Below are 26,884 nucleotides of genomic sequence, written 5' to 3' on the forward strand. Positions count from 1 at the left end.
ACCCCCGGGGTCTGGCAAGCTGTTAATTACTTTTAATTTTAATATTATCAATGTGATATCTGGTTGTAGCCCTTGGATCTCCTCCAACATACTTAAAACCAATTCGCATAGAACCTTCGACACAAGATAGGTTTATGGGTCCAGCAGGAGAAAAATCTCCAAATGCATTTATAGGACCTCTAGGGATCTGTGCATCAAGAAGTGTCCATGTTGCTGTGTTTATATCATCAGTAAAGTCATTAGAGACAAAGACTTGTAAAATATTACCATTATCAAAACCAGCTTGTAGATCAAAATTTAATACCTCATCTGTTGTGGTACTCATATCAATTTCTGGAGATAATAACCAGATTTCATACAAGGGTTCTTTTGATCTAAATCCGGTGATTTGTACATATTCGTTTTCACTAAATGTTGCAATATCATAATCCAAATCACCTTTTGTTAGATTGATATTAATCCATCCTTTTTCTTCAAGATCTTTTATTTTTAAACCTGTAAATTCTTCTTCAAATAAGACGTTTTTTCCTTCTGTAGCCGATGTACATGTTAATACTTCTGGATCACAACGATTTTCAATATCAAAAACCAATCCATCAGGATCGTTAAGTGCCAAATTGTATGCATTACCAAGAAAATTTTTGGTTAATATTCCTGTAAAACTTCCTTGTTGATTAGGAAGTGTGAGACCTCTAAAATCAGAAAAAGTACTGGTGCTTAAAATAGTAGTTCTTCCTGTTTCGCAACTTTCAATAATGCGTTCACCATCAAACTTATCATTGGGTTCTGCTGCAAATGTGAAAGCGTTGTTTTCTTGCACGATATTTTTATTAAACTGAATATTATTTACTTTGACATAAAGGTTTAAAAGACGATCTGTAAAATTATCTATGGTTGTTTCTAGAGGCGTGATAGCAAAAACTTCAGAAGATCGATTAATAACTTCGTTCACCGAAAACGAAGGAATAGCAGCAATAGTATTGCCATCTAAAACACCTAGTGTTGGCACACCATTTTCTATACCTATAGACAATCCATCTAGTTTTATAAATACTTTTCTACCAAACTCATACGAAGTGAATAAAGGCGCATTATCAATTAGTACGCGTATGCCAGCTGTTGGGTTTACTGTTGCATTCTGAAGTATCAATTCTTTAAAAAAATTGCCTCCTTTATCACTAGAAACAACATAACCAATACTATAATTATTGGTATCGGTAAAACTAGCTTTAGCATTTTCTCCTTCTTTCTCGATTTCTTGTGCTAAAATGCCGAGTAAGGCTTCTAAATCCATGACTGTACCATTAATAATGGGATCTTCTATAAGTAAAGGCGGTGTTTTAAAATCTTCTTCGGGTGTGCAACGTATTGCAATAAGTGTAAGGATAAAGATAAACACGATTGGTTTTAAATAGTGTGTAGACATATTTTTGTTTGTGTTAATTGTTTAAAATCGTACGTAAAAATTGATGTAATAAGATGTTCCAAAACCGTAGAAGTATTTGGGACCAAAAACAGGTGTTTGACGCTTGGATTCTTCTAGCGCTCTTCTATAATTCGCATTTCTGGTTTGTTCAAAACCTCCTGTTCTGTATTGTTGATTAAAAATGTTATTTACAGATGCAAAGAACCCAACATAATATTGATCTATTTTCCAGGATTTACCACCGATAGCATTCACTAAAAAGTAAGCATCGAATTGTTCTTGTTTTAGTAAGTTATTAGCAATGTTTTGATCAAAATCATTAAAAGGTAATCCATCTACATCTTGGTTAAAGTTAGTTGTTCGGGCAAACGGGCTAATACTTATAAAAGCGTTAGAAAAGTAGTTTGTTGTGGCACCAAACCACCAAAATTTAGGGTCGCGATATTCAAAACCTAATTGTGCCGCATTTTGAGGACCACCAGAAAGGTAATATCCTTTTAAGCTAGATTTTCCGAAGGAACGTATACCTTGAACATCAGTAAAAATATCACTTGTGCTGGCTAGTGCAAGATCAGGGTTATTATCATATTTAAATCGACCAATACCCGCTGCGCCTTTAAGTTTTATGGTAGGTGTGATTTGATATTCAATTCCAAGCTCCGCACCCAGATGTGACTTATCGATATCGGTTAAGATTTCCTGAACAAAACCAGCTCCCGAGCCAGCAATTGACTGAGTAAAGAAAAAAGAAATATTCGTTGCGTCAAGAATTTTTGTGTAGTAGCCAGTTAGCCGGGCTTTTATTTTAGAAGAGCGAAACACATAACTGGCATCTATAGATTGTATTTTTTCAGTTTCTTGTGGTTTTCCTATTAATTGAGAAACAGGTGCATTATTTTGTCTTGCGTTTACAAACGTATTTCGAATAGTCGGCGCTTTATTAAAATAGGCAGCATTAACTACTGCAGAGTGTTTTCCGTGTAATCGAAAGGTTGCTCCACTTTTGACACCATAATTTTTAAAAGAAACTGCAGGACTCTTTCCTAGAGATTGTGCTCCGGGAAAATATCCGTTTTCAAATAAACCATTACGCTGGTAGGTAGTGTTGGCTACATTTCCGCTTACAAAAAAATCGAGGTTTTTATATTTAAATTGTGCTTGTACAAATCCATTTAGTACGGCTGCATTAATTTCATAATTATAGTCAAAACGATCTCCTTCTCCAACGATTCGATTAGGGTTTTGTAAATCGCTTTGTGCACGATTTGTTAATGCCGTATTTGAGAATCCTGAAGCTGATGTAGCAAATAAATCTACATCAAGAAATCCTGTTCCTCCAAGAAGATCCTTGACCCGAGCAAAATTCTCACTTTTTAAGTTTCTATACTTGACAGATGCATTTAAGGTAAGGTGATTGGTTATTCTGCTGTTTAGGATAATATTTCCGGTAAGCTGTGTATCATCATTTCTGTCTTCATATAAAATATACGTAGCATTGCTTCCTTGTTGTGCATTTTGTTGATTTGTTTGTCGTAAAGTATCCCAATCTAATTGGCCATTGTTAATAAGGTTTTGTTGCGCCAAAAAAGCATTTTGATAGTCAACGGCAGTGGGATTAGCTTCTTTTAAAAAAGAACTAGGTAGATGATCCGGATGCACTGGATTGGTATTTGCTCCTCTGCCACCGCCAAGGTAAACAGACTCTCCAGATGTATTGGTTACTAGATCTCCCCCTCCAGTATCTATTCGTGTATTGGCTATTGTACCGGTTTGAAAGGCTAAATTTGTATTAATGCTGGTTTTTGGAGTCACATCCCAATAGTGATTTATCATGAGTACTGGTTCTTTAACACTACGTTCTCTTGCATTTCTTATTTTACCATCTTGATATCCCCAGTTGGGATTGTATCTCGCCCCTTTTATGTTAAAAACCTCTTCGGTAATAGCAGTAGATCTACCTCGACGATTGGGAGTATAAAACCCGGTAAGATTAAGACTATGGTATTTGTTTAATTTCTTTTCAATTGCGATAAAAAAAGAATTAGCATCATAGCCTGTACCCTCTATAAACCCTTGATTACCAAATCTACGCGCTAACGAGAGTGAAAAAGCCCATCCTTTTCGTGTAATTCCAGAGTTGTAGGTGCCTATGATCCTACCTTGATAACTTCGATTAGAAGATGCATAGGAGACTCTACCACCTTTTCTGTATGTAGATGCTCTCATGATGATGTTTGAAGTCCCTAGCAAATCACCAAAGGTGTAATCGTTTTGAGAAATGCCTGCAGAAAATTCCTGATTGCGTTGCACATCATTAAGACCCCCCCAGTTACTCCATTGTGGTCTTCCGGTAGCTAGTTTATTCATTTCAATACCATTGATTAAAACTTTTCCGTTCTCATTATTTAATCCTCTTGGGCGAAAGAATGTTGCACTAAAATCAAATGCCGCGGCATTTAAAAACGTATCTCGATTTGCATGCAGTAATGCAGCCACAGTAAAAGAAGTATCATCTGCATCGTTTATTTCAGCGTCAGAAAGAGATATCGTTGCTATCTGCGATTGCGCTATTGTAAAGTCATGTTGCAGCGTTATTTTTTTGAGATCTAGAAGTTTCCCTTCATTAATCACTATAGGAAATCTCTTGGTGATATATCCTGGTTTTGAAATGATCAGGATTTGTTCGCCTAAAGGAAGTGTTTCGTTTTTAAAATCAAATACTCCAAAACTGTTTGTAGCACTCTGGATTGTTGAAGCTTTAATACGTATAGCAACTGCAGCGATATTCTCTTTAGAAATCGCATCAATAATCCTTCCTTTTACATTGGTTTGTTGTGCGTGTGTTTTAGCAATACAAGATAAAAATAGTACCGCTATTATTTTTAAAACATGAGATTTTAGAATCATTTTTTGACGTGTGTAAACTTTTAACGAATTAAAAATGTTGAGGTTAATGATTGGTACAATAGTAGGATGCGCCAGTTTCATTTTTCGGAACTGAAAAAAACAATCTTTGCACTAAGACCATTTACATTTTGATTTTGCTGTAAAATAGAATCAACTATTTTTTGTCTATGTGAATAAGAAAAATTAAGCATAGCCATAGCTACGGTTAATTTTTATTGTGAAACAGATATGAAAAAGAGTACTTGTATTAAGGTAAATTCAATGTGTAAATGATATAAACTTATAATTACTAAGAAGATGTTACGAAGTTTACCGTACTTAATTATGCTGATTTGTACCGTAGTCTTTTCACAAGAAAAGAAGACCTATAAAATCAATACGATTGCGTTTTATAATCTTGAAAATCTCTTTGATCCAGAAGATGATCCCAAAACTTTTGATGATGACAGAACCCCAAATGGTAAAGATCATTGGACCTATGACATATATGCCCATAAACTAAAAAACATGGCAGATGCAATCTCTAAAATAGGTGCAGACCTTACTAAAAATGCACCGGTAGTTTTGGGTGTTGCAGAGATAGAAAACAGAAAGGTTTTAGAAGATCTCGTAAATGAAAAAGTATTGCAATCGAATGATTATGGTATCGCTCATGTAGATTCTCCGGATAGAAGAGGTATAGATGTGGCCTTATTATACCAAAAGGCATTGTTTAAGCTTAAAAATATAAAAACTCATGCTTTGCTACTATATGATCATGAAAAAGAAAATAAGCGTATGTATACAAGAGATCAATTGGTGGTTAGTGGGTATCTGGATGGGGATTTAATGCATATTATTGTAAACCACTGGCCATCACGAAGGGGAGGAGAAGCCCGAAGTCGGCAAAAACGTATACAAGCAGCAATAGTAAATAAAAAAATTATAGATTCTCTTTTTTCAATAGACCCATATGCTAAGATTGTCACTATGGGTGATTTTAATGATGAACCCAATAGCCCAAGTATCAAAAAAATCCTAAAGCCCAAATCAAATCAAGAAGATGTGGCGCTAAAAGGATTGTACAACCCCATGATCAAAATGGCTAAAAAAGGAGTAGGTTCACTTGCCTGGCGAGATAATTGGACACTTTTTGATCAAATCATACTCTCTAAAGGACTATTAGATAATACTAAAGGCTATCGTTACTATAAAGCAGGAGTGTTTAACAAAGACTTTTTAACGACCCAAAAGGGAAAATACAAGGGATATCCCTTTAGGAGTTATAGTAGCGGTCAATACGCAGGTGGCTATAGTGATCATTTTCCTGTGTATGTGTATTTGATTAAAGAGGAATAAAAGTAAATTTTGATTGTTATTTTTTGTTTTTAGACATCTTCTCTGCTAATAACAAAGCATTATAGGCGTTCACGATTTTGCCAGATTTTGAGAGTTCTGAAAAGGGAATCAGTTTTTTCTCTCCATTTTCACCTGTGATTTCTACATCTATATCATAAGAAGTGCCAGATTCTAAAATAACTTTTTTTACCTGACTTGCACTTAGATTAGGGTAATAGGACCTAATTAAAGCTGCAACTCCAGCTGTTATTGGTGAAGCTATAGATGTACCTCTAGAAAATTCATATTTGTTATTAATATCGGTAGTATAAATTTTTTCTCCCGGAGCAAAAACATCAACATTCTTTTTTCCGTAGTTTGAAAAAAATGCTACTAAATTTTTGTCTAAAGCGTGAGTTGTAGCCCCTACAACTATATAATTATCAATGATTTCTTTATCGTTTTTATAATCAATAGGAAAAAAATCTTTTGTATCATTACTTCTACCATCATTTCCTCCGCCAGCAACTAAAAGCACATCATTTTTTTCGGCATATTTCATTGCATCCTGAACCCAATCTTTATGAAGAGAAAAATCTTTACCCCAACTCATGTTTATTACTTTGGCTCCATTGTCGACCGCATATCTGATCGCTGATACAATATCTTTATCATGTTCATCACCAGAAGCAACCATTACCACGGGCATTATTTTAATATTATCAGATACTCCTTTAATACCAATATTATTGTTTCTTGTAGCCGCTAGAACACCACTCACTACGATTGAATGTTGAAAAGGAACATCTCCATAAACTTGATTGTAACCATAATTTAAATCTTTATTATCATTTGGATTATCGCCTATAAGTTCACGCTCTTTATAATCAACATTTAATACTGTTTTTAATGCTTCTTGAGTCTCAGGAATATACTCTTCGTAGAATTCTGGAGTAAGTTCATAAGTAATCGCGCGTTTTATGAATTGTATATGAGCTTTTGCTAAACTATCACTTGGTTTAGTATTCGATAAACTATCTAATTGTGAGATTGTATACTTATTTTTTGGAAAAAAAGTGTTTAAATACCCTTTTGCTTTTGGATATACTTCTAACCAATTTTTTGCATATTTGATGAAATCTTCCTCTTCCTGTATTGCATCGTTGACCCTTTTTTTTGCTTTTGAGTATAACTCATAAAGTTCTTTTTGATCTTGGGAAATAGTTTCTGGCGCTTTATCTTTAAAAAGAGGAGTATATTTTCTAAGGATCCGAACGGCTTCTGTATTTTCATATTTCAGATATTCACCTTTAGTATTACCTAAAAAATCCCAACCATGAATATCGTCGATATATCCGTTTTGATCATCATCAATGCCATTATTTGCTATTTCATCGGTATTTAGCCATAATTGTTGTTTAATATCTTCATGATGGATATCTAGTTTGGTATCTAAAACAGCAACAATAATTTCTTTTCCTTTTTTGTTGTACAGCAACTCTTTGTAAGCTTTATCTAAGCTTATACCTGGTATAGTATCTTCTTTTAGATCTTTATGATACCAGTTTTTAAGTTCATGTTCAGAAAGCTCTTGTTGTTTTGTTATTACATTGCCTGCTTGAGCATAGTTTAATAGAGGAATACTAAAGAAAAAGAATATTGTTTTAAGCTTCATAAATTAACTATTGTAATTGATACATTTTAGTTGCCCTAATTTCGAACAAATATATGGCAAAGAATACTTCAATCATTACGTTTAGGCACGTGCTCTACCAAAAGTAAAGCATTATAGGCATTAACGGCTTTACCAGATTTTGAGAGTTCTGAAAATGTAATCAATTTTTAGGTTGATAATCAGGATGTCCTATTTGATAAAGATTTAGTAAATGTATGTAAAGAAAAAAAAATCTCCTCATATTGAAGTTATTCCCCATTTTTAATCCGTTTCTCGATTTCCCTTTTACCGGCGGGAGTAAGGATGGCGGCAGAGGTTTCTTTAATAAAGATTATACCATCAAATTGTTTTCCCGGTATTATGTTAAAAATCGGAGAATAAGAACGATCAAATGTCCATGTTGCGCCTGCTGAGTGCATTTTTAGATTTTTCTTTAAAAATGATTGTACCGCATTAGGGTTGGTAAGTTGTTTTAGGTGAATGTATAACCTATCTTTTTTTGACTGTGCAAAGTACCAATCAAAATGACCTTCTTCCCCGGGGTAAATCTTAAAAGAACCTGCTTTTCCATACACATATGTATTTTTGTTTTTTGTATAACTCCTAGCCTGAAATGTGCCTTGGTAGGTTGCAAACCCAATAGCATAATACTTTTTATCTCCCAGATAACGTTTTAAAGCACTACCTAAAGGTTTTTGACTGCTATTAGTATAAGAACTTGGATCTTTATTAATGTGACTATTATGTGCCCATAACATCATTTTAGCATTGGATCCTTCCTTTTGCAAAGCCTCTACTACAGTCTGTGCCATATATTCGTCACGTATGTTAAACCCAGCTCGTTTTTGTAATTTACTATCTTTTACTTCGACACCTTGAATAATTTTTTTTAAATCTGCTATTACATTAAAATATTCCTTATTTGAGGTTTTTTGAACGAGATGCGTCTTGTTCATAATTATATAAGAAAGCAAAGTGTATAATTTTTGCCTTGTATCAGAAACACTAATTTTATCACTCTTTAAAGTTTTGGTAGCTTTAAATATAGAATCAATGTTAACCTCTAGCATAGGGTGATTTGCAGTCCTTTTTAAGAAGTTTCTTACTCTGGTGTATGCTAAATCCAATCCTACCAGTTGAGTATCTATACCAACAAATTTTACTTTCTTAGCATCTGGTATGGTTTTATTATAATCGTGCATCCATTCGATCATCTCGATTACCTCTTCGGTATTCCAAATCCAAAACCCTTGGGCAGACAATGCATCTCTACTGTTACCTTTACCATGTAACACATAATCATTAATCGGTCTACACCCCACATGGCTGGCTTCAATACCAAATAATGTAAATCCCATTTCTTTTACCAAAAACTCGAGCATACGATGTTTCATTTGGAAGATTTCCTTGGTACCATGACTAGTTTCGCCCATGCCTACCACCTGTATATCTTTTAAAATGGGTTTAAGATGATTAAGATCTTCAAATCCTGTTTCTGCTATTACACTGTTTATCGTGATGGATTTCTTTTGGATCCATGAAACGACACTGTCCTTTTGTTTTTGTCTAAATTCCAGAAGTGTTTCATACTGTTTTTGGGATAAAATTTTAAACTTCTCTATAGCATAACTACCATTAATATTTTTTATAAAATTATCTCGGTCAGTACCTTTTAACCATCTTGATATATATGGAGAAATTTGAAAAATATAGGTATCACTTTTCTTGACCGGAAACTCAACAATCTCCAGTCCATCTTTTCTAAAATTATTTAAAAACCCTTGTAATGTATCTTTTTGGGAAGACAGCAATAATACTTGAAGATTTACATTTTTTTGTTTAAGGTGTAATTGAAAAAAATCTCCTTTCTTTAATTGGAGTTCATAAGTATGTGTTTCATTTCCTTTGAGATTTATTTCTTTGTTTTCCTCAAAAGTTCTTATTGCTTCTTGACTATAGAGTTCGTTTTGGATAAAACATAAAAAGAGTAAACAAAAAAGTAATTTAAGTATATTCATTCTAAGTTTTGATTTATGTACTGTCTTTTTAGAGTATTACTCAAAAAACAAACTTTTAATTATAGAATAACAATATAAGATCTACCTATTCTCTCTTAATCGTTTTTCAATTTCTTTTTGCCCACCAGGAGTTAGTGTAGCGGCAGAGGTTTCTTTAATAAAAATCATTCCGTCATAAGATTTTCCGGGTTCAACTCTACGCGTTGGGGAATAAGAATATTCGAAAGTCCAATTGGCTCCGGCGCTGTTTGTTTTGTGTTTAGTGTTTAAAAAGGTTTGAACAGCATTTGAATTTGGATAAGGATTAAAATTAAGAAAGAATATGTCTTTTTTAGATTGGTTAAAATACCAATCTAAACTTTCTACCTCGGCAGGTGATATTTTAAAAGAAACGGCTCCCGCATATTTTTTTTCTTTTGGGCTATAATTTCTGGCCTGAAAACTTCCTTGATATGTTGAAAACCCAACAGCATAATACGCATCGCCTAAATCCCGTTTTAAAACACTTCCTAAAGATTTTAAATATCCATTTATATAAGCTCCCGAGTTTTTAGAAATATGACCATTATGTGCCCAAAGAACCATTTTAGACCCTAATTTTTCTTTGTGTAATACTTCTAAAGTAGTTTGTGCCATATATTCATCGCGAATATCAAAGTCAACCTTTTTCTGAAATTTACGATCATTAGACTCTACTCCCTGTATAATTTTTTTTAAGTCTCTAATAGTTTTAGCGTATTCTTGATTAGAGGTATTGCGAACTAATCTAGTTTCATTTACTATGAGATATGACAATAAGGTATATAATTGTTGTCGTTGCAAAGAGATATCCGTTCTATCTCTATTCGTTTTTAATCCTTGAAATACGGAATCTACTTGTATGTCGTGTAATTCATTAAAATTAGTTTTTTTTATAAAACCACTTACATTTTTATAAGCTAGATCTAATGCTACTATTTGTGTGTCAATACCTACAAATTTTATTTTTTCATCATCATTCACAGAGGTGTTATACTTTCTCATCCACTCGATCATGTCAATCACTTCTTCTGTATTCCAGATCCAAAACTCTTGAGCAGACAAGGCAGTTCTACTAGTCCCTTTACCGTGCAATATATACTCATTAATAGGACGACAACCCACATGACTTGCCTCGATTGCAAATATTTTAAAGCCCATTTCTTTGACTAAAAACTCTAGCATGCGATGCTTCATCTGGAAAATTTCTTTAGTGCCGTGACTAGTTTCTCCTAAGCCAACAATTTGTACATCTTTTAAAATAGGTTTTAAATAAGCTAAATCAGTGAGACCTGTTTCTGCTTTTACACTTTTTAAGGTGATAGATTTATCTTTTATCCAAGAAATTACACTTTCCTTTTGTGCTTTTCTAAAAGTTGCTATTTTCTTATGTTCTAAGATTGATAAAACCTTAAATTTATTAACTTTATAACTACCATCTATTTTTTTTATAAAATTTGCTCGGGCGGAATCAGTATATCTTTTAGATATGAATGGTTTGACTTTAAAAGAATAGATTCCATTTTTTTTGATTGGTAGTTCTATGATTTCCTCCCCCTTTTTTCCATTAATCAAATCGAAATTTTGTAAAGAATCCTTATCAGGAGAAAGTGCCAAGATCTGGATATCTACATTTTTTTGCTGTAAATGTAATTGTAAAAGCTCTCCTTTTTTTAATAATACTTCATAGGTATGTGTTGCATTTCCCTTAAGCTTTGTTTCTTTATTATTTTCAAACGACATGGGTGTTTCTTGCCCAAAGGATAATTGTAGGAAAGTAAAAAATACAAGGGTTAATAAATGGACATATCGATTGTTTTTTTTTTGCATAATGAGATTTATAAGAATTTATACCATTCAAAGTATGAATGAGATGATAGTAATTTTAGGCATTAACAAAAGCTAAATATTTCCCCAAAAAGGAAAGTTTAAACATTCTGACGTATTCTTCAAGTTTTTTATAATCATTCCAAGAGAAAATAATCAATTTTTAACATGCCTGATAACTAGTTTCACATATAGGATTTGTGCCTTCCTCATCGGATTCGCCACCACCGAAAATCTTTATCAGATTATTTCTATCAAGTTTTGAAACCTTTATTTTAACGAATTTCAGCTTTTTCGATTCTTTATTTTTCTTCATCATTTTAATTTTTAATTTAAAAGCAAATATATAGTAAAAGGTTCCGTAAGACCTTAATTACCATAAGAAACTGGTCTTAATTCTAGAATTAAGACTAAGAAACATTAACTTTATTGAGTTTGAATCCTTTTCACGAAGTAAGACGGGTATATTCCCGTTTTTTTAAAAAAAGATTTTGAAAACACTTCGGTAGAATTAAATCCTGCTTCTGATGCTAATGCCTTAATGGTGTATTTTTGTAATTTAGTATCTTTTTTTAATTGTTGAATTATATATTCTATTCGAAGATCATTGATGTACGGAGAAAAGCTTTTATTTCTATGATATTTAATAACTTTAGTTAAATATTTAGAATTAGTATCTAAATTTTTTGCAAGTATATTCGAAGTAATATTAATTTCTAAAAAACCATTGGTTTTTTCAAAATCATCTAACCCCTTTAAAATTACGTTAACAACATCTTCAGCAATACCGATAGAAGAACTTTTCTTCATTATTTCGTTTTCAGCTTTTTCTCCTGTAACTTTTTTTTCAGTAGAACTCATCAACTCATCAAAACGTTTTCGATATAGTCTGTTTTTTTTGTAACTAATAAAAAGAATGGTAGTAATAATTAGAATAATGACCAATGAAAAAATAAGGCTATAATTCGACCGATCATTTTTAGTCTTCAGTTCAGTAATCAGTTCTTCTTTTTGTATAAGTAATAAAGGAGTATCATATTCTTTAACTAATTTAACACTCAAAGATTTATGTTTACTATTAAATATGCTATCGTTATGGAGTAATCGATTAATATAGTAGAGTTGATTATTCTTATCCTTTAAAGTTTTATAGTATTTAATTATTTCTAAATAAGCAGGTCTGGATTCAGAAATTAAATTATGGGATTGTTGTACAATTGAATCTATTTTCTTAAAATAAGTAAGACCTTTTTCCTTTTTAGATAATGCATTGTATGATTTCCCTAAAAAGTAATATGCATCAATTAAGTTGTGATATCCACATTCTATTTTTAGCTTGCTTTTTAAAAATTCATCTAAGCCTGTATTTATTGTTATAATGGCATTGTTATATTCTTTATTGTAATAGTAAAATATTCCTTCATTTAATCTGAATAGACCTTGTATATCAGTACCTTTTGACATCTCAATTCCCAAATTATGGTAATAGGAAGCAGAATCTATTTCTTTATTCTGTCTACAGGTTGTAATTAAATTAGAAATAGTTAACAAATATGGTATGGAATCATTTGGTTTTTCCCCAATTCGTTCTTTTCGGTACCCTAGGCATTTTTTGAATAGCAATTTTGCTTCTTCATACTTTCCTAATTTTCTTTTTAGTGTTGCAATATTACTTTGTAAAACAGATATAAAAGGTAGGATATTTTCTTTTTTTGCATATGCTAGCCCTTCTAGGTAATAATCCAAAGCTTTATCATAATTGCCATTGGTTTGCGCTATAGTTCCTTTATAATTATGCAAAAAAACAGTTTGTTGTATACGCCATGTGTTTTTAACCATATCAAGTGCACTATCAAGATATATAATACGTTTTTCATGGTTATCCATAAAAAGTTTGGATGTATAGAAAAAACCCTTAGATGTTTCAAAAACACTATCAAGATTCTTTCCTTTTTGCAAATAGGCTCTTACATATAATTCTGCATTAGATTTATTAGTTTTTATGTTTTCATAAAATTTATCATGTAGTACTTTAAAATTTAACCCAACTAAAGAATCCAAGTCGCTAGAAGTTATTTCTTGACTATATGAGGTACTTTGTATACCAAACAAAAAAAGTAAATAAAATAATAACGTATATCTAGGCATTTTTGTTTTGATTCTTTTATAGTATATGTCTTATCGTCTTAAAATATTACCCTAAAAATTAAAAAAACTGTTTTTTAAACCATTTAAGAAGATTTTGTTGAGTTTTTCTTTAAGCTTTAAAGGACACAAAGATACATTTAATATGTGTTATTAAAAAAACGTTAAAGCCTTTTGAAATCAAATAATTACAACGTTTATACTGTAGTCTTAATTCTAGAATTTGGTGCTAGATTTTCTAGAATCAAGACTAGCTCTAGTTGTTTTATAGAGAGTGCTCCAACTACATTTGACCCATCAAAACGCAAAAGATGGGAACACAAACCAACCAGCAGCAACACCAATTTATCAATGCTATTTTAGAGACATTTCACTTAAAGATGGATGTGTTTTTCTATAACATCGTACATCATCATCGGTATGAGATTATCATGTATTTGTGGATTACAAAATTGTATACTCAAGGTAAGTCTATAGATCACGCCATACAAATCCTGTATAAAGCCAGAAATCGGTTTATGTTACCTAACTGCTACCAAAAGAAATCATAACGCTACACATACATTTAAAATAAAAACATCATGAGAAATATTATAGAAGACCAATTAAGCCAAGAAGAAAAAGATAAAGCCAGCGATTTGATCACGCAATTAGAAGCCATTTTTAATGATAAACTATCGGCACTTACCGAAAAACAACGCCAGGATTATAAAGCAATCAACGAAAAAAACAAATTGTTTGTAAATAAGGTGTGGGATTATCGTCAGCATAGCGAAGCTTTAAGTTCGCCCGATGTTGATTGGCAGGAGTTTGAGCGGGATTATAAAGCACGTGTATTTACCGAAAACCTATTGGGTAGAGTAGAAAGTCTGGTATATCGATTAGAGAGTACCAAGATCCTGCACGATTATGATAACTATCAGGACTCGTTAAATGATTATGCCTATGCACAATATAGCAAAGGAGCTGGTAAAGCAGGATTTACTGAAAAAGTAGCCGAGTTAAAGCAATTTTTTAACCGCACCAAAAGTACCCCAAAAACAGAAAATATAGTTGAGTGAGTGTAAAAGACCTTCCGTTGGGCCCAAAAGGCCCTCGGTTGGACTTATGAGACCCAATTTTAGACACAATAGGTCTAAAATTAGAGCAACGGAGTCTAATTTTTAACCCATCGGGTTCAAATTTAAACCGTATCGACCCAAGATTACCCCCCAGAGGTCTAACACTTCGTCAATCTTGCCCAACAGAAGGTCAAAAAGGCCCATAGCATGGTATAGGTCGCTCAAATTTTAGGTTGCGAAGTCTAAGATTACACCCCTGAGTCCCATCATTAGCTATCATAACCCCAAGATTGAGGTTTTCAAGGAAAACAAATAGTATAAAAATAAAAGGGAATTACAATGAATATTTTAATCAAACAAATAGAACTAATAGATCGCATAGATCAACTGATCCGATTACAAGCTACTGGGACTCCAGAATCGCTAGCGCATCGGTTAGGAGTTTCAAAAACGAAACTCTATAGAATCATTAATATCATGAAAGATCTAAACGCCCCCATACTTTATGATGTAGCCATACAAAGTTTTGTGTATGAAGCTGCGGTGGGGTTTCAGTTTGGGTTTTATGACAAAGAAACGAGTTCTAGAGGGGTGAATCCTTTTGTGGGGTAACCAATTTAACATAGAAAAATAAAATCGTTGCGCAGTGTAAGGCGAAAACCGAAAAGCCTTTTTTAAAAGAGTAGGTGTACACAAAACATGTTATCAATGAAAGATTATTTGAAATCAAGGCTGAAAAGAAAACTTTTACAACCACTTCTTAATTGTATAGTTATTTTAATTGTTTTTTCAAGTTGTGAATTGGAAAATAACAATCAAGCAGAGTTAAGTCAAGAACAAAAGCTAGAGCAAGCATTTTCTTTAGATGCTTTTAAAAATTCACCTGCTATACAAAAAGAAGATTTAATTATTGATTGGACCTCTTCTATCGAAAGGAAATTTGATTCTTCAATATTTTATGAATATTTCATTACTCATAAAAATGCTTCTTTATTAAGTATTGAAGGGTATGTTTCAAAAGCAAGTTATCGTTTGTTAGCTCGATTTGATGAAGATAACCAGCCTGAATATTTTCTAGTAGAGTTATTACCTTCTATTGATAATATTACTAAGGATATATCTTATTTAAATATATCGGGATATTCAGGAATGGCTTATCTATTTGACCTTACTGGAGAAAAAATAGGAAGAGAGTCTTATGAGGATGGCGTATTACAAACTAAATCTATTGGAAAAGGTGTTGGTAGGAGTTTGCTACCTCGACTACCCTCTAAGTGTGCTATATTAGAAGGTTTAGAACCAGTCGGCTGTAGCGGTGGCGGCGGTTGCTCTACAAGCACAGTAACTGTAAGACATTGGGAGTATTTCTATGATGTAAGTTATTATCAAAATACTGGGCAGATTATTGATATCACATATTCGCACAGAGAATCAAGAGGACAAACAATACAACAAGTGACAAATTGTAGTTCATCTGGTACGCCTGTTGCTACTCATACTAGAACAGAGAGTGTTAAAAGTAATCCTCCTGGAATATTATCTACAGAAGAAGGGGAAGATGACCAAGTAATTTTATTTGCAGATTGTTCAAGTTGGGAGTTTGCAAATCAGTCAGACGGAGCTAAGGCTTGTGGAATTACCGGGATTACTAATATATTTGTTGGGTTTAAGAGAGTAAACGGACAGCTTTCGGTTGTAACGCAACCAATAACTGCAACAGCTCCATTATACTTTACTATGCCGTCTAATTGGACGAATGGAAGGGCATCCACAGTTGCAGCATTAGCTTATGACACAGCTACAAAGAAAACAGAAGCTTGGTTTGCTCTACACCCGGACACTTCAGGTAGGGATTTGCTAGATGAATGGAAAAAGGCATTGGTATTTGCATTTAAAGAAGCGAAAGGAAGTGTCTCAGGAAGTAACAAACATGGGGTTTTTAGAACGGCTCCTTTTAAACGTAGTTTTAAGCCCAATAAATGCGATTAATTCCGACTTTATTTGTAAACTCGCAATATGAAAACCTTATTTATATGTAATTTATTAATATTTATGATGAATGATATTCCTTTGGATTTGCTTGGACAACATATTAGTGATGTTCCTGAAGCCTATACGTGGTCTAATGAAAAGCCAGCTGATGGAGAGATATATATGATTGATGTTTTAGATGATTTTTTAGGTAAGCCATATCAAAAAGTTTTTATTGCTACCGATAGTGATGGGTTGATACAAAATTTCACTATATATGTGGATGAGATAGTCAACCAATCATTTTTTGATCTTATGGTTGAAGAGTATGGTAAGCCAAATAACATGTTTAAGGAGGGAGATATTATATCTCAAGAGAAAACTACTGTAAAAAACGATTTCTTAGAGTTACAAGGAGCAACAGTATCTAGTATTGAAGAGTGTACTTTTGAAGAATCTCCTCGTTATATAGTATGGCGTAAAGAAGGATACGACATAGAGGTTATTATCGGTCATCATGTAGATACTTTTACTAAAACTAAGATATTGTTTGGAAAAGGAAGTCTAAATGCCTTAGGTGAATAACAAAGGAATCAATTCGATCTATTATAAAATAACCGCGACTATTATTTAAAATAGTTGTGGTTTTGTTTTCATAAAAAATAACTACCCCAGTGTCGAAAAATGAAACTAACTAATCTTAGTTTTGAAGTCACAAAAAAACAATATTAACTTATGTATACGCACTATGGATACTATTTCTTATTTCCTTTTGATCTGGCAAATTATTATTCTTATTCTAGCAATAGGCTTTTTAGTCATTATCCTACGCTCATTTTATATGCTTACCAAAATATATAACAAAATAGTAAAGGCAGAAGATGCTAACAACTAAGTTTCTAAGTTAAAAAATGACACAAAAAAATATAGTCGTAGCGATCATTATACTTTTATGTACTGTTTCTACTAAAGCACAGTATAAAAAGAAAATTTATTTAGACGAATTTAATCAGCAAATCAAATTTGAAACCTATCGACAAAAATCGCAATCCAAAGTTTTTGATCAGGTTACATTTAATAATGATACAGTTGAGGTAAAGAAACTGCGGTTTAGAACTTATTTTGGTAAACTTAATACAGAAAAGAAAGAACAGCTTAACAAGTTCTTTTTGGCAAGACATGGTATAGATTCTACCAAAGTATGGCTAATACACCATGTGGATACGTTACCTAATCCTAAACAGATGCCCAAAACATCAAAAATAGTCTATCTGGATAGTACAAAAAGAAAGCATAAGCATGTATTAAATTTAGAAGATTACGAGGGCATTATTGCTAAGGAAAGAGAAAATCTAAAACATAAAAAAGACATCGCTTTATTACATTTTTATACAAACGATAATCAATATCCCGTACAAGAACATTCAAACAATTGGTACAAAGATGAAAGCACGATACTCAAAAGAATATTCTCTGATGGTTTTATGCGATATCGAGTAATTATTGTCTATCCTAATGGCGATTTTTTTCTTTCACACTATTATAGATGTAACGAAAAAGAGTTATTGCGTGCTAAAGGGTTTAAAAAACGCAAAAAACAATGGGTTAGTGCCTTTTAGACTGTTTTGAGTATGTGGTTTTTCCTATAAATAAAAATTATAGCTATAAGGTTAGTAAATTCAAAAATGCTTTTAAAAAAGTGTCATCCAATAGAAGTATTGTCTATTGGTTTACTTTGATTATTAGCCTTTTAAGAAATAGTAAACTTAAAGTATCGTACAATCGCCTAGAGCATCTAACTGTTCTCTAAACGAAGCCTCTGTTGCTGCATCGGGACTACAATTGTTGTTTAGATAATTTTGTAAAGCCGTTTTATAAGCATTACAACTTTCGGTAGTTCTGCTTTCTCCAAAAGTAGAGGCCGCATCTAATGCATTTGTACTTAATGAAAGACAATCAATGCCTGGATCATCACTACCACATGAATTTAAAAAAGAAGCAAAAACAAATAACAATGCAACGAATATCGTTTTTTTCATAATGTCGGGGGTAAGGGTTATTTTTTGTGACACAAATATATGTAAAATTATGTTAAAACAAAACCGTTAATCGAATATAAATGCATTTAATCGATATATTTGAAATGGATTTTGAGATGTATGCATTAAAAAAAGGAATCTATAAGACTCCCTTTATATTATTTATACCTTAAAATTATTAGTTTACATTAGGGTATAACAACCACGTCACAACTTCTTTCTACAAACTCGGCAAAAGTTTCTCCGTCTCTAAACGAATCTACAGTAGTTGTAGTGGTTCCTGTTATAGATATAGTAGCGGTACGATCACCATTGTCACAAATAGTTACAGGAATCCCTGCTACCTCACAAGAGCTGCAGTTATCTCCACCATCATCATCACTTCCGCAAGACAGTAATAACAAGACAAAAGCTCCTGTGGCAAACAACATTAGTTTTTTCATAATTTGAGGAATTTAGGTTTTAATACCTTTCAAAGATAACTCTTAAAGGATAGGTAACAAAAAAAGACCTCTTAAATACGCTACCGTTGTTTTGTTAAAATTAAATAGGCTGTTATTATCTAACCTCTTCTATATCAATAGGTTTTCCTATATATGCTAATATGCTATCTTCATCTATTTGTTGTATTTCTTCACTGTAGGAAGAAATAATTCTAATACTTTTTTGGGCGTTTTTAAGAAATAAAGGTATAATTTCTGCGTCTTCTTTGGTGAGGTCGATAAGTGTTTTATAGTGTTTTTTATCTTTGATTTTTATCTCCTGAATACCTGGAAATTTTTCGGCAAGTGTCATTAATTTATGAAAATCATCGGTATGCGAAAACAACCCTTCTTGAGGGTTATTATTAGGATTCTTCATCTCTTCGGGTGTAATAAGTCTAAAAGCTCCTTGCTCTCCAAACTGCTCTCCAAATTTATTGATCGCATATTTATTAATGTCACTATTAGCCGTTAATGCCATTAAATAGCCTACATCATTTAACTCGATATCATCTTTGAGCTTGTCTCCGTAAATATTTCCTTCGATAGCTTCTAATCCCAGATCTTTAGCTTTGTTAATATTATCTCTATTACTATCTACAAGGACTACATGACGATTGTTTTCTTTAATATAAACCGCAATTAATCTAGATACTTTAGAAGCTCCAACGATTAAAATCCCTTCGGATTTTTTAAGAAAAACACCAACTAATTTTGCAAAAAGTCGAGCTGTGGTAGCATTTAATAACACCGTACCCAAAACAATCATGAATACTAATGGCGTAATATACTCTGCACCCGGCACCCCTTCTTTGTATAATTTTAATCCAAATAAAGAAGCAATACCCGCAGCTACAATTCCTCTTGGTCCCACCCAACTAATAAATAGTTTTTCATTGGTTTTTAGACCCGAACCAGAAGCGCTTAAAAATACTCCTAGCGGTCGTACAATAAACACTACAATGGCAAATAATAAAATGGCATCCCAATTATAGATCAGTTTGAGGTCTTCTAAGTTAATATTTGCAGATAGTAAAATGAACAATATCGAAATTAATAATACACTAAGAGACTCTTTAAAATATAGGATTTCATTTAGGTTAGGCAGGTTAATATTCCCTAATACCATACCCATAACCACTACCGATAGCAGCCCAGATTCATGCGCAAACACATCAGATAGTACAAAAACACCTAAAACTGCCGCCAAAGTGACTACATTTAATAAGTAATGAGGAATAATTTTCTTTTTGATAGCAAAAGCTAAAGAATGTGCAAATGTAAAACCAAACGTAAGACCAAAAAGGACAATTTTTCCAAATTCTGCCAAAGCTGTGAATGTAAATTCTTCTCCGCCACCCACTTTTATAAATTCAAAAACCAATACAGCCAATAAAGCCCCTACAGGATCGATTAAAATCCCTTCCCATTTTAGTACTGCAGATACATCTTTGGTAAGTGGGATATTTCTTAGGATAGGTGTAATTACAGTTGGTCCGGTAACTACAATTAATGACGAAAACAAGAATGAAATGGGCCAGCTCAAATTAAAAATATAATGAGCGGCAATTCCTGCGCCAAAAAAAGTAACCACAACGGCCAAAGTAATTAGTTTGATAATTACCGGGCCAACATTTAAAATTTCGTTTCTTCTAAGTGTTAAGCCTCCTTCAAAAAGTATAATACTAATGGCTAGAGAAACAAAATAAAACAGACTTTCACCAGGAAATAATCCATTTACACCATTCCAGATTGGTTGTATTAGTTTAGTGCCGTCACTTGTAATTAGTGTGGCAAAAGGGCCTACCAAAAGACCTATTAAAATGAGTGGTAGAATTGCTGGGATTTTAAATTTCCAGGCTACCCATTGTGCCAATATGCCTAATATAATGATTCCTGCTAGTTCTAACATGGTTTAAATTTAATCTAGTAATGAACTCATGAAGAGTACATACGTTTTGTAATCAAGAAAGATCGCAAATTTTTTAAACATATTGGAAATAAGTTTTATTTTATGGTTTAAAAAAATAAGTTTATATCTTACCGCATTAAATTAAAAGAAAGTATAAGATCTTGAGCGAAGCATTACATCATAAATTTAACACTATACTTATTGGTGTTGCTTTTTCTCCTAATCTGAAGAACAATATTTTTGAAGCCATGAGAATGGTGGATTTCTTTGATTGCAAAATGATCATTGTACATGTTGGAGAGAAAACACAAGAGAAAGAAGACAAGATCAAAGCTTTAATTTCTGGATTTTCTGAAGATCATGAAAAAGTAAAAGTAATCTGGAAACAAGGAAATCCTGTAGAGGTCATTATAGAAACAGCTAAAACAAATCATGCTGACCTTATTATGCTCGGGGCAATCCCCAGAGAAGATTTTCTTAAGTTTTATATAGGGTCAATAGCCAGAAAAATTACAAGACATGCACATTGTTCTGTATTGCTATTAATAAAACCCTCAGAAGATTTAAGACCATGCAATCATATTGTGGTAAATGGACTGCAAGATGAAAAAACAAGACAAACTATATTAGATTCGTTTGAAGTTGCCCAAAATCTTGGGGCCCAAAAACTAACCATTGTTGAAGAAATTTCTCATCAAGAAGTAAAAGTAGTGGTCGAAGATGATAGATCCCTGCTTAAGGATACCTTAATAAAAGAACAATTAGCAAAAAAAGAAGACTTAAGAGTACAACATATTTTAGAGGATGTACCGGAAGACCTTAAATACGGAATTTTGATTAAAACACAATCTATTTTTGGAAAAAGAGGATATTCTATAGGACATTATGCCAAAGTGGTTGCCGCAGATCTATTGATCATGAATGCACCCGAAAGAACGACATTTTTGGATCGTATTTTTATTCAGGATATAGAGCATATTTTGTCAGAATTACCAACAGATGTTTTAATAATGAGATAGATGGGAAATAGCAAAAGCAATACCTCTAAATTTATATCAGAATTACCAAAAAACATGTTTTCGGGCTTTGTAGTTTCTCTTATTGCCTTGCCATTAGGTTTAGGGCTGGCACTAGCTTCTGAAGCACCACCAATTTCTGGGGTGATTGCCTCTATCGTAGGTGGTATTGTTGTTTCTATATTTGGTGGCTCAAATGTAACGATAACTGGTCCTGGTAATGGATTAGTAGTGGTATTATTAGGAGCAATTACGATACTGGCCGATGGAAATATGTACCAAGGATATATTTTTACATTAGCCGCAATTATATGTTCTGGGGTGCTAATGATCATTATAGGACAATTGCGTTTAGGAACACTAAGTGATTTTTTCCCCTCATCTGCAATTCAAGGAATGCTAGCTGCTATTGGTATTAGTATCTTTGCAAAACAGTTTCATGTAATGTTGGCCAACACAAGTATTAAAGGCGATACCCTCTCGATGCTTGCAGATATTCCAACCAGTATTTCGGTATTGTTTACACAAGAATACAGTGATATTGTCATCGCCGCCGTTGTTGGAGTATCCAGCTTATTTATAATGGTATTTTACGGAAAGATTAGAAATAAATATTTTCAGTTAGTACCTGCTCCCATGTGGATTGTTCTTATCGCAATTGGTTTGAGTTATTATTATGAGTTTTTTTCAACAGAAGCGTATCCAATAAGTGCCTCTCTTTTGGTTCAAATACCCAATGAAGTTTTTTCTAGCTTTCCCAGACCAGATTTTTCATTACTACTCGACATGAAATTTATTGGAGTAGTCGTTTCGATTACATTAATATCTACGATAGAGTCTTTACTAAGTATAAAAGCAGTAGATAAACTAGACCCATTAAAAAGAAGATCAAATGTTAATAAAGATCTCACAGCTCTTGGGATTGCTTCAATTGTTAGTGGTTTTGTAGGAGGATTAAATGTAGTTACTGTTATTGCGCGTAGCTCTGTAAATGTTAATAACGGAGGCTCGAATCGATCTTCGAACTTTTTTCACTCGGTGTTCTTAATCCTATTTGTAGTATTATTTCAGGATCAACTTAGAAGAATACCCCTTACCGCATTAGCCGCAATCTTAGTGTATACAGGATATAAACTTGCGGCACCCAAAAACCTTAAAGATGTAGCAAAAATAGGAAAAGAACAACTACTTATTTTTTCGGCAACAGTTATAGCTACAATTACTACAAATCTTATTACCGGAATTTTGGTAGGGATCTTAACCACTATACTTATTCATTTTGTATTAAATAAGAGTATTATGTTTTTTGTCAGAAACCTTTTTAAGCCTAATGTGCTTATGTTTAAAGAAGAGATTAATGACAACTACTTTGTGAGTATCAAGAATTTTTCAAGCTTTATGAATTATACCAAATTAAAAAAGAAACTTGATACTATTCCAGAAAATGAAGATGCGGTGGTAGACTTCTCATTATGTGATTTTGTGGATTATACCGTACAAGAAAGTTTACTAGGGTATCAGGAAACATTTAAAAGAAAAGGAGGTTCTTTTGAAATAACGGGGCTTGATATTCACGGCGCATCATCAGAACACCCACTTGCCGTTCGAAGTTTAATACCATTTTCTAAGAAATTAAAAGTAGGACCAAAATCTAACCTTACCAAAAGACAGTTTGATTTACAGCAGATAGCCGACGATTTTTCATGGAATTATGATCCTAAAAAAGACGAAAATGTATTGGCATTAAGTAACTTTGTATTCTTTAAAATTAAAAAGGTTAGCTATCTTAATAACGCTATTTTTGATCAAAGAGACGTTTTTAGAATATCAGATGTGGTTTTCTCTGAGGGTGAATTTATTGCAAGGTCACTAGTAAGGACTACCGTTTTGACCATAAAATTGAATAAAGAGATACCTAAATTTACACTAGATAAAGAAGGGCTATTAGAATTTGTGTATAAGTTCGCAGGATTTAAAGATGTTACCATTCAAGGACATCCTGATTTTTCTAAACGATTCTATCTTTTAGGAGAAGACACAGAAAATATAAGATCATTTTTTACAGATGAAATAGTCTTGTTTTTTGAAAGTAATCCGTATTATCATATAGAGTGTAATGGGCAATCCTTATTGCTAATGCGAAAAGAACGTTTAGCAAGTATAAAAGAAATAAAAGCACTATTAGATTACGGAACTCGCCTAGAAAAGATAATATCTGGCACTCAATATGATGAAATAGTGTTAAAAACTCCAAAAATTAAAACTTGATCCTCTTCTTTTTTTCTATTTTGCAAAGATTTTTATCAAAATTTGAAATAAACCATACTAAGCAGAGTCATTTAAGAAGAGATAATATGGGGGCATACAATCTTATGATTGAAAAATAAAAATGTAAATAGAGTAAAAAAATCAACCGGTGTTTTGTGCATACTTATCTTAGTATCAGAGTATAGATAACGAATAATCGTTGTACCTTCACCAGAAAATTTAAAGAAATATAGCGTTAAATACATGAATTTACACCCTATAAAAGCAGGAAATTTTAAACTCGATGGCGGCGCCATGTTTGGGGTCGTTCCTAAAACATTATGGCAAAAAACGAATCCTGCAGATAATAATAACTTAATAGATATTGCAGCAAGGTGTTTATTAATAGAAAATGGAGATAAACTTATACTGATCGACTCTGGAATGGGAGATAAGCAATCAGAAAAGTTTTTTGGATACTATTCGCTTTGGGGAGATGATAGTCTTGATGCTTCGCTAAAAGCAAAAGGGTTTCATAGAGATGATATTACAGATGTATTTATAACGCACCTTCATTTTGACCATTGTGGTGGTGTCGTGCAGTGGAACGATAGTAGAACAGGATATGAACTAGCATTTAAAAATGCTAAGATCTGGAGCAATAAAGAACATTGGCAATGGGCCGTAGCACCAAATGCACGCGAAAAAGCATCATTTCTTAAAGAAAATATACTACCAATTGAAGAAAGTGGACACTTAAACTTTATTTCAAGAACAGATGCAACATTTCAAAAAACGTCAGAATTAGGTTTTGGCGTACTATTTGCAAATGGTCATACAGAAAAGCAAATGATTCCGCATATAGCATATAAAGATAAAACCATAGTTTTTATGGCCGATCTTTTACCAACGGTAGGACATATACCTCTACCCTATGTAATGGGCTATGACACTAGACCTTTATTAACTTTGGATGAAAAAAAACTTTTTCTAGAAAACGCTGCTACCCATGGGTGGTACTTATTTCTAGAACATGATGCACATAATGAAATTATAACAGTACAGCATACCGAGAAAGGAGTGCGATTAAAAGAAATATTTACTTGCAATGACATATTTAATTAAAAGAAAGAATACGGTAATGACCCTATCAAATAAAGTACTTTTTACGATTGCTTCATCAATACTATTAGCAAGTTGTGGTGGCGCACCAGCTATAGTTTCTACACCAATAGAAAATATAGATACGATTCCGTTAAAAAATGTTGATTTAGACAACACGCAATTAAAAAATTGGTTTCTAAAAGACCTCGTTTCGGATACTATTCCAGGAATGAGTGTTGATAAGGCATACGATGAACTGCTAAAAAATAAAAAAGGAACTACAGTAATCGTAGGGGTTATTGATAGCGGTGTAGATATCGAGCACGAAGATCTTAAAGGAGTAGTGTGGACCAATACTGATGAGATTAAGGGAAATGGAAAAGATGATGATAACAATGGGTATATTGATGATATACATGGTTGGAATTTCTTAGGAGATTCTTATAACGAAAACCTGGAGTTTGTTAGAATTATTAAAAAATTGAAACCAAAATATACAGGTAAAAATTTAGCATCGGTTGCAGAAGAAGATAGAGACGAGTATAGAAATTATATAGAAGCTAAAGCAGAATTTGAAAAAGAGTATCAAGAAAATGCTGAGCAAAAAATTCAATACGAACAAATCCTGCAACAATCTGAAGCTTCTCATAAAGCAATTGTTGCTAGTATTGGTAAAGAAGACTATTCTAGAGAAGAACTTTTAAATGTAGAAGCAAAAACACCTGAAATGCAGCAACATGTTGCATTTTTGGCACAAATGTTTGGGTTTCTAGATGCAGGAGATACGATCCCTGATTTTATAAAAAACATAACAGAAGGCGTAGATCACTTTACAGAGCAATTAAACTATAACTTAAGCCTAGAGCTTGATGGTAGAGCAAAAGTTGGTGATAACGTTGATGATATTACAGATACCGATTATGGTAATAACAATGTAATGGGACCTGATCCTAAAAAAGAAGGTATTAGGCACGGTACTCACGTTGCAGGTATTATTGCAGCACAACGAAACAATGGAAAAGGAATGAATGGTGTGGCCAAAAATGTAAAAATAATGGCATTAAGAGCAGTACCTAACGGAGATGAATATGATAAAGACATTGCTTTAGCCATTCGATATGCTGCAGATAACGGGGCAAAAGTTATAAATACTAGTTTTGGTAAATACTATAGCACGCACCCAGAATGGGTAAGAGAAGCTATTGTATATGCAGAATCAAAAGATGTATTGATCGTAAATGCTGCCGGTAATGAAGGAGAGGATTTAGATCAAAAATTAGTATATCCTAATGATCAAATCGACAATAACACCGAAGTTGCAAATAATTTTATAACTATAGGAGCTTTAAATTATGAATACGGTGCTAATTTGGTTGCTGATTTTTCAAATTACGGAAAAAGCAATGTAGACGTATTTTCTCCAGGAGTAAAAATATGGTCTACTACACCTAATAATAATTATGAATTTCTACAAGGAACCTCTATGGCATCTCCAGCTGTAGCAGGTGTAGCTGCATTAATAAGATCGTATTATCCTAAGCTAAAAGCGGCTCAGGTAAAACAAATACTTATGAATAGTGGTTTAGCTACAAAGGCAACCGTTATGGTGGCAGGAGATGAAACAAACACCAAGAAATTTTCTGAATTATCTAAATCAGGAAAAATGGTTAACTTGTATAATGCCTTAATCTTGGCAGATAAAATGTCTAAGTAATATTA

General features: G+C 32.9%; 21 protein-coding genes. 11 read left to right on the forward strand and 10 right to left on the reverse strand.

The annotated features are described in order from the left end of the window. Positions 1-22: 22 nt before the first annotated feature. Together D1816_RS16500 and D1816_RS16505 are read right to left on the reverse strand one after the other, a co-directional pair. The gene (locus D1816_RS16500) at positions 23-1,426 is read right to left on the reverse strand and encodes a DUF5689 domain-containing protein (protein ID WP_118504264.1); all 1,404 of its coding nucleotides are present in this window, start codon (positions 1,424-1,426) and stop codon (positions 23-25) included. A 21-nt stretch (positions 1,427-1,447) separates the two neighbouring features. Beyond that, entirely contained in the window at positions 1,448-4,333 is a 2,886-nt protein-coding gene (locus D1816_RS16505; protein ID WP_233565206.1) for a TonB-dependent receptor, read from the reverse strand. 297 nt (positions 4,334-4,630) lie between these two features. Here D1816_RS16505 and D1816_RS16510 point away from each other — a divergent pair, with 297 nt between their 5' ends. Next, entirely contained in the window at positions 4,631-5,671 is a 1,041-nt protein-coding gene (locus D1816_RS16510) for an endonuclease/exonuclease/phosphatase family protein (RefSeq protein ID WP_118504266.1), read from the forward strand. 16 nt (positions 5,672-5,687) lie between these two features. Here the strand turns inward: D1816_RS16510 and D1816_RS16515 are convergent, their stop codons facing one another. The 5 genes from D1816_RS16515 to D1816_RS16530 form a co-directional block, all read right to left on the reverse strand. Then, positions 5,688-7,325: a S8 family serine peptidase gene (locus D1816_RS16515; protein ID WP_118504268.1), complete on the reverse strand. Its 1,638-nt coding sequence runs from the start codon at positions 7,323-7,325 to the stop codon at positions 5,688-5,690. A 248-nt stretch (positions 7,326-7,573) separates the two neighbouring features. Next, complete coding sequence (locus D1816_RS16520; protein ID WP_118504270.1) at positions 7,574-9,343, reverse strand: erythromycin esterase family protein; 1,770 nt, start codon at positions 9,341-9,343, stop codon at positions 7,574-7,576. Positions 9,344-9,424: 81 nt separating this feature from the next. Continuing rightward, complete coding sequence (locus D1816_RS16525) at positions 9,425-11,191, reverse strand: erythromycin esterase family protein (protein ID WP_118504272.1); 1,767 nt, start codon at positions 11,189-11,191, stop codon at positions 9,425-9,427. A 160-nt stretch (positions 11,192-11,351) separates the two neighbouring features. Further along, positions 11,352-11,504 (reverse strand): hypothetical protein, encoded by a 153-nt coding sequence (locus tag D1816_RS25780; RefSeq protein WP_158597693.1) that lies wholly within the window; start codon positions 11,502-11,504, stop codon positions 11,352-11,354. A 110-nt stretch (positions 11,505-11,614) separates the two neighbouring features. Further along, positions 11,615-13,336, reverse strand: coding sequence for an AraC family transcriptional regulator (locus tag D1816_RS16530; protein WP_118504274.1), 1,722 nt, complete (start codon positions 13,334-13,336; stop codon positions 11,615-11,617). Between the two features lie 308 nt (positions 13,337-13,644). Between D1816_RS16530 and D1816_RS25785 the strand changes: the two genes are divergently transcribed. From D1816_RS25785 to D1816_RS16555, 6 genes are all read left to right on the forward strand, one after another. Next, on the forward strand, positions 13,645-13,884 hold the full coding sequence (locus D1816_RS25785; RefSeq protein WP_147405009.1) for a hypothetical protein: 240 nt from the start codon (positions 13,645-13,647) through the stop codon (positions 13,882-13,884). A gap of 30 nt (positions 13,885-13,914) precedes the next feature. Then, positions 13,915-14,394, forward strand: coding sequence for a hypothetical protein (locus tag D1816_RS16535; RefSeq protein WP_118504276.1), 480 nt, complete (start codon positions 13,915-13,917; stop codon positions 14,392-14,394). A gap of 339 nt (positions 14,395-14,733) precedes the next feature. Continuing rightward, positions 14,734-15,006, forward strand: a complete 273-nt coding sequence (locus D1816_RS16540) for a DNA-binding protein (RefSeq protein WP_118504278.1) — start codon at positions 14,734-14,736, stop codon at positions 15,004-15,006. Positions 15,007-15,102: 96 nt separating this feature from the next. Next, positions 15,103-16,383, forward strand: a complete 1,281-nt coding sequence (locus D1816_RS16545) for a hypothetical protein (protein WP_118504280.1) — start codon at positions 15,103-15,105, stop codon at positions 16,381-16,383. Positions 16,384-16,410: 27 nt separating this feature from the next. Then, a complete protein-coding gene (locus tag D1816_RS16550) occupies positions 16,411-16,950 on the forward strand; it encodes a hypothetical protein (protein ID WP_147405010.1) in 540 nt (179 codons plus the stop codon). A 326-nt stretch (positions 16,951-17,276) separates the two neighbouring features. Continuing rightward, positions 17,277-17,984, forward strand: coding sequence for a hypothetical protein (locus D1816_RS16555; RefSeq protein WP_118504284.1), 708 nt, complete (start codon positions 17,277-17,279; stop codon positions 17,982-17,984). Between the two features lie 147 nt (positions 17,985-18,131). Here the strand turns inward: D1816_RS16555 and D1816_RS16560 are convergent, their stop codons facing one another. The 3 genes from D1816_RS16560 to D1816_RS16570 all read right to left on the reverse strand — a co-directional run bounded on the left by D1816_RS16560 (position 18,132) and on the right by D1816_RS16570 (position 20,798). After that, the gene (locus D1816_RS16560; protein ID WP_066315156.1) at positions 18,132-18,404 is read right to left on the reverse strand and encodes a hypothetical protein; all 273 of its coding nucleotides are present in this window, start codon (positions 18,402-18,404) and stop codon (positions 18,132-18,134) included. A gap of 188 nt (positions 18,405-18,592) precedes the next feature. Next, positions 18,593-18,847 carry a hypothetical protein gene (locus tag D1816_RS16565; RefSeq protein ID WP_066315163.1) on the reverse strand — a complete coding sequence of 85 codons (255 nt, stop codon included), beginning with the start codon at positions 18,845-18,847 and terminating at the stop codon, positions 18,593-18,595. Positions 18,848-18,962: 115 nt separating this feature from the next. After that, positions 18,963-20,798, reverse strand: a complete 1,836-nt coding sequence (locus D1816_RS16570; RefSeq protein ID WP_066315165.1) for a sodium:proton antiporter — start codon at positions 20,796-20,798, stop codon at positions 18,963-18,965. A gap of 161 nt (positions 20,799-20,959) precedes the next feature. Here D1816_RS16570 and D1816_RS16575 point away from each other — a divergent pair, with 161 nt between their 5' ends. From D1816_RS16575 to D1816_RS16590, 4 genes are all read left to right on the forward strand, one after another. Then, on the forward strand, positions 20,960-21,817 hold the full coding sequence (locus D1816_RS16575; protein WP_066315168.1) for a universal stress protein: 858 nt from the start codon (positions 20,960-20,962) through the stop codon (positions 21,815-21,817). Continuing rightward, positions 21,818-24,082, forward strand: coding sequence for a SulP family inorganic anion transporter (locus tag D1816_RS16580; RefSeq protein ID WP_118504286.1), 2,265 nt, complete (start codon positions 21,818-21,820; stop codon positions 24,080-24,082). It abuts the gene before it with no gap. 243 nt (positions 24,083-24,325) lie between these two features. Beyond that, entirely contained in the window at positions 24,326-25,186 is an 861-nt protein-coding gene (locus tag D1816_RS16585; RefSeq protein WP_118504288.1) for an MBL fold metallo-hydrolase, read from the forward strand. Beyond that, the gene (locus D1816_RS16590) at positions 25,170-26,879 is read left to right on the forward strand and encodes a S8 family peptidase (RefSeq protein ID WP_232517396.1); all 1,710 of its coding nucleotides are present in this window, start codon (positions 25,170-25,172) and stop codon (positions 26,877-26,879) included. The genes D1816_RS16585 and D1816_RS16590 overlap by 17 nt, the downstream gene beginning before the upstream one ends. Positions 26,880-26,884: the final 5 nt, after the last annotated feature.

The sequence above is a fragment of the Aquimarina sp. AD10 genome, from assembly GCF_003443715.1.
Taxonomy (GTDB): Bacteria; Bacteroidota; Bacteroidia; order Flavobacteriales; family Flavobacteriaceae; genus Aquimarina; species Aquimarina aggregata.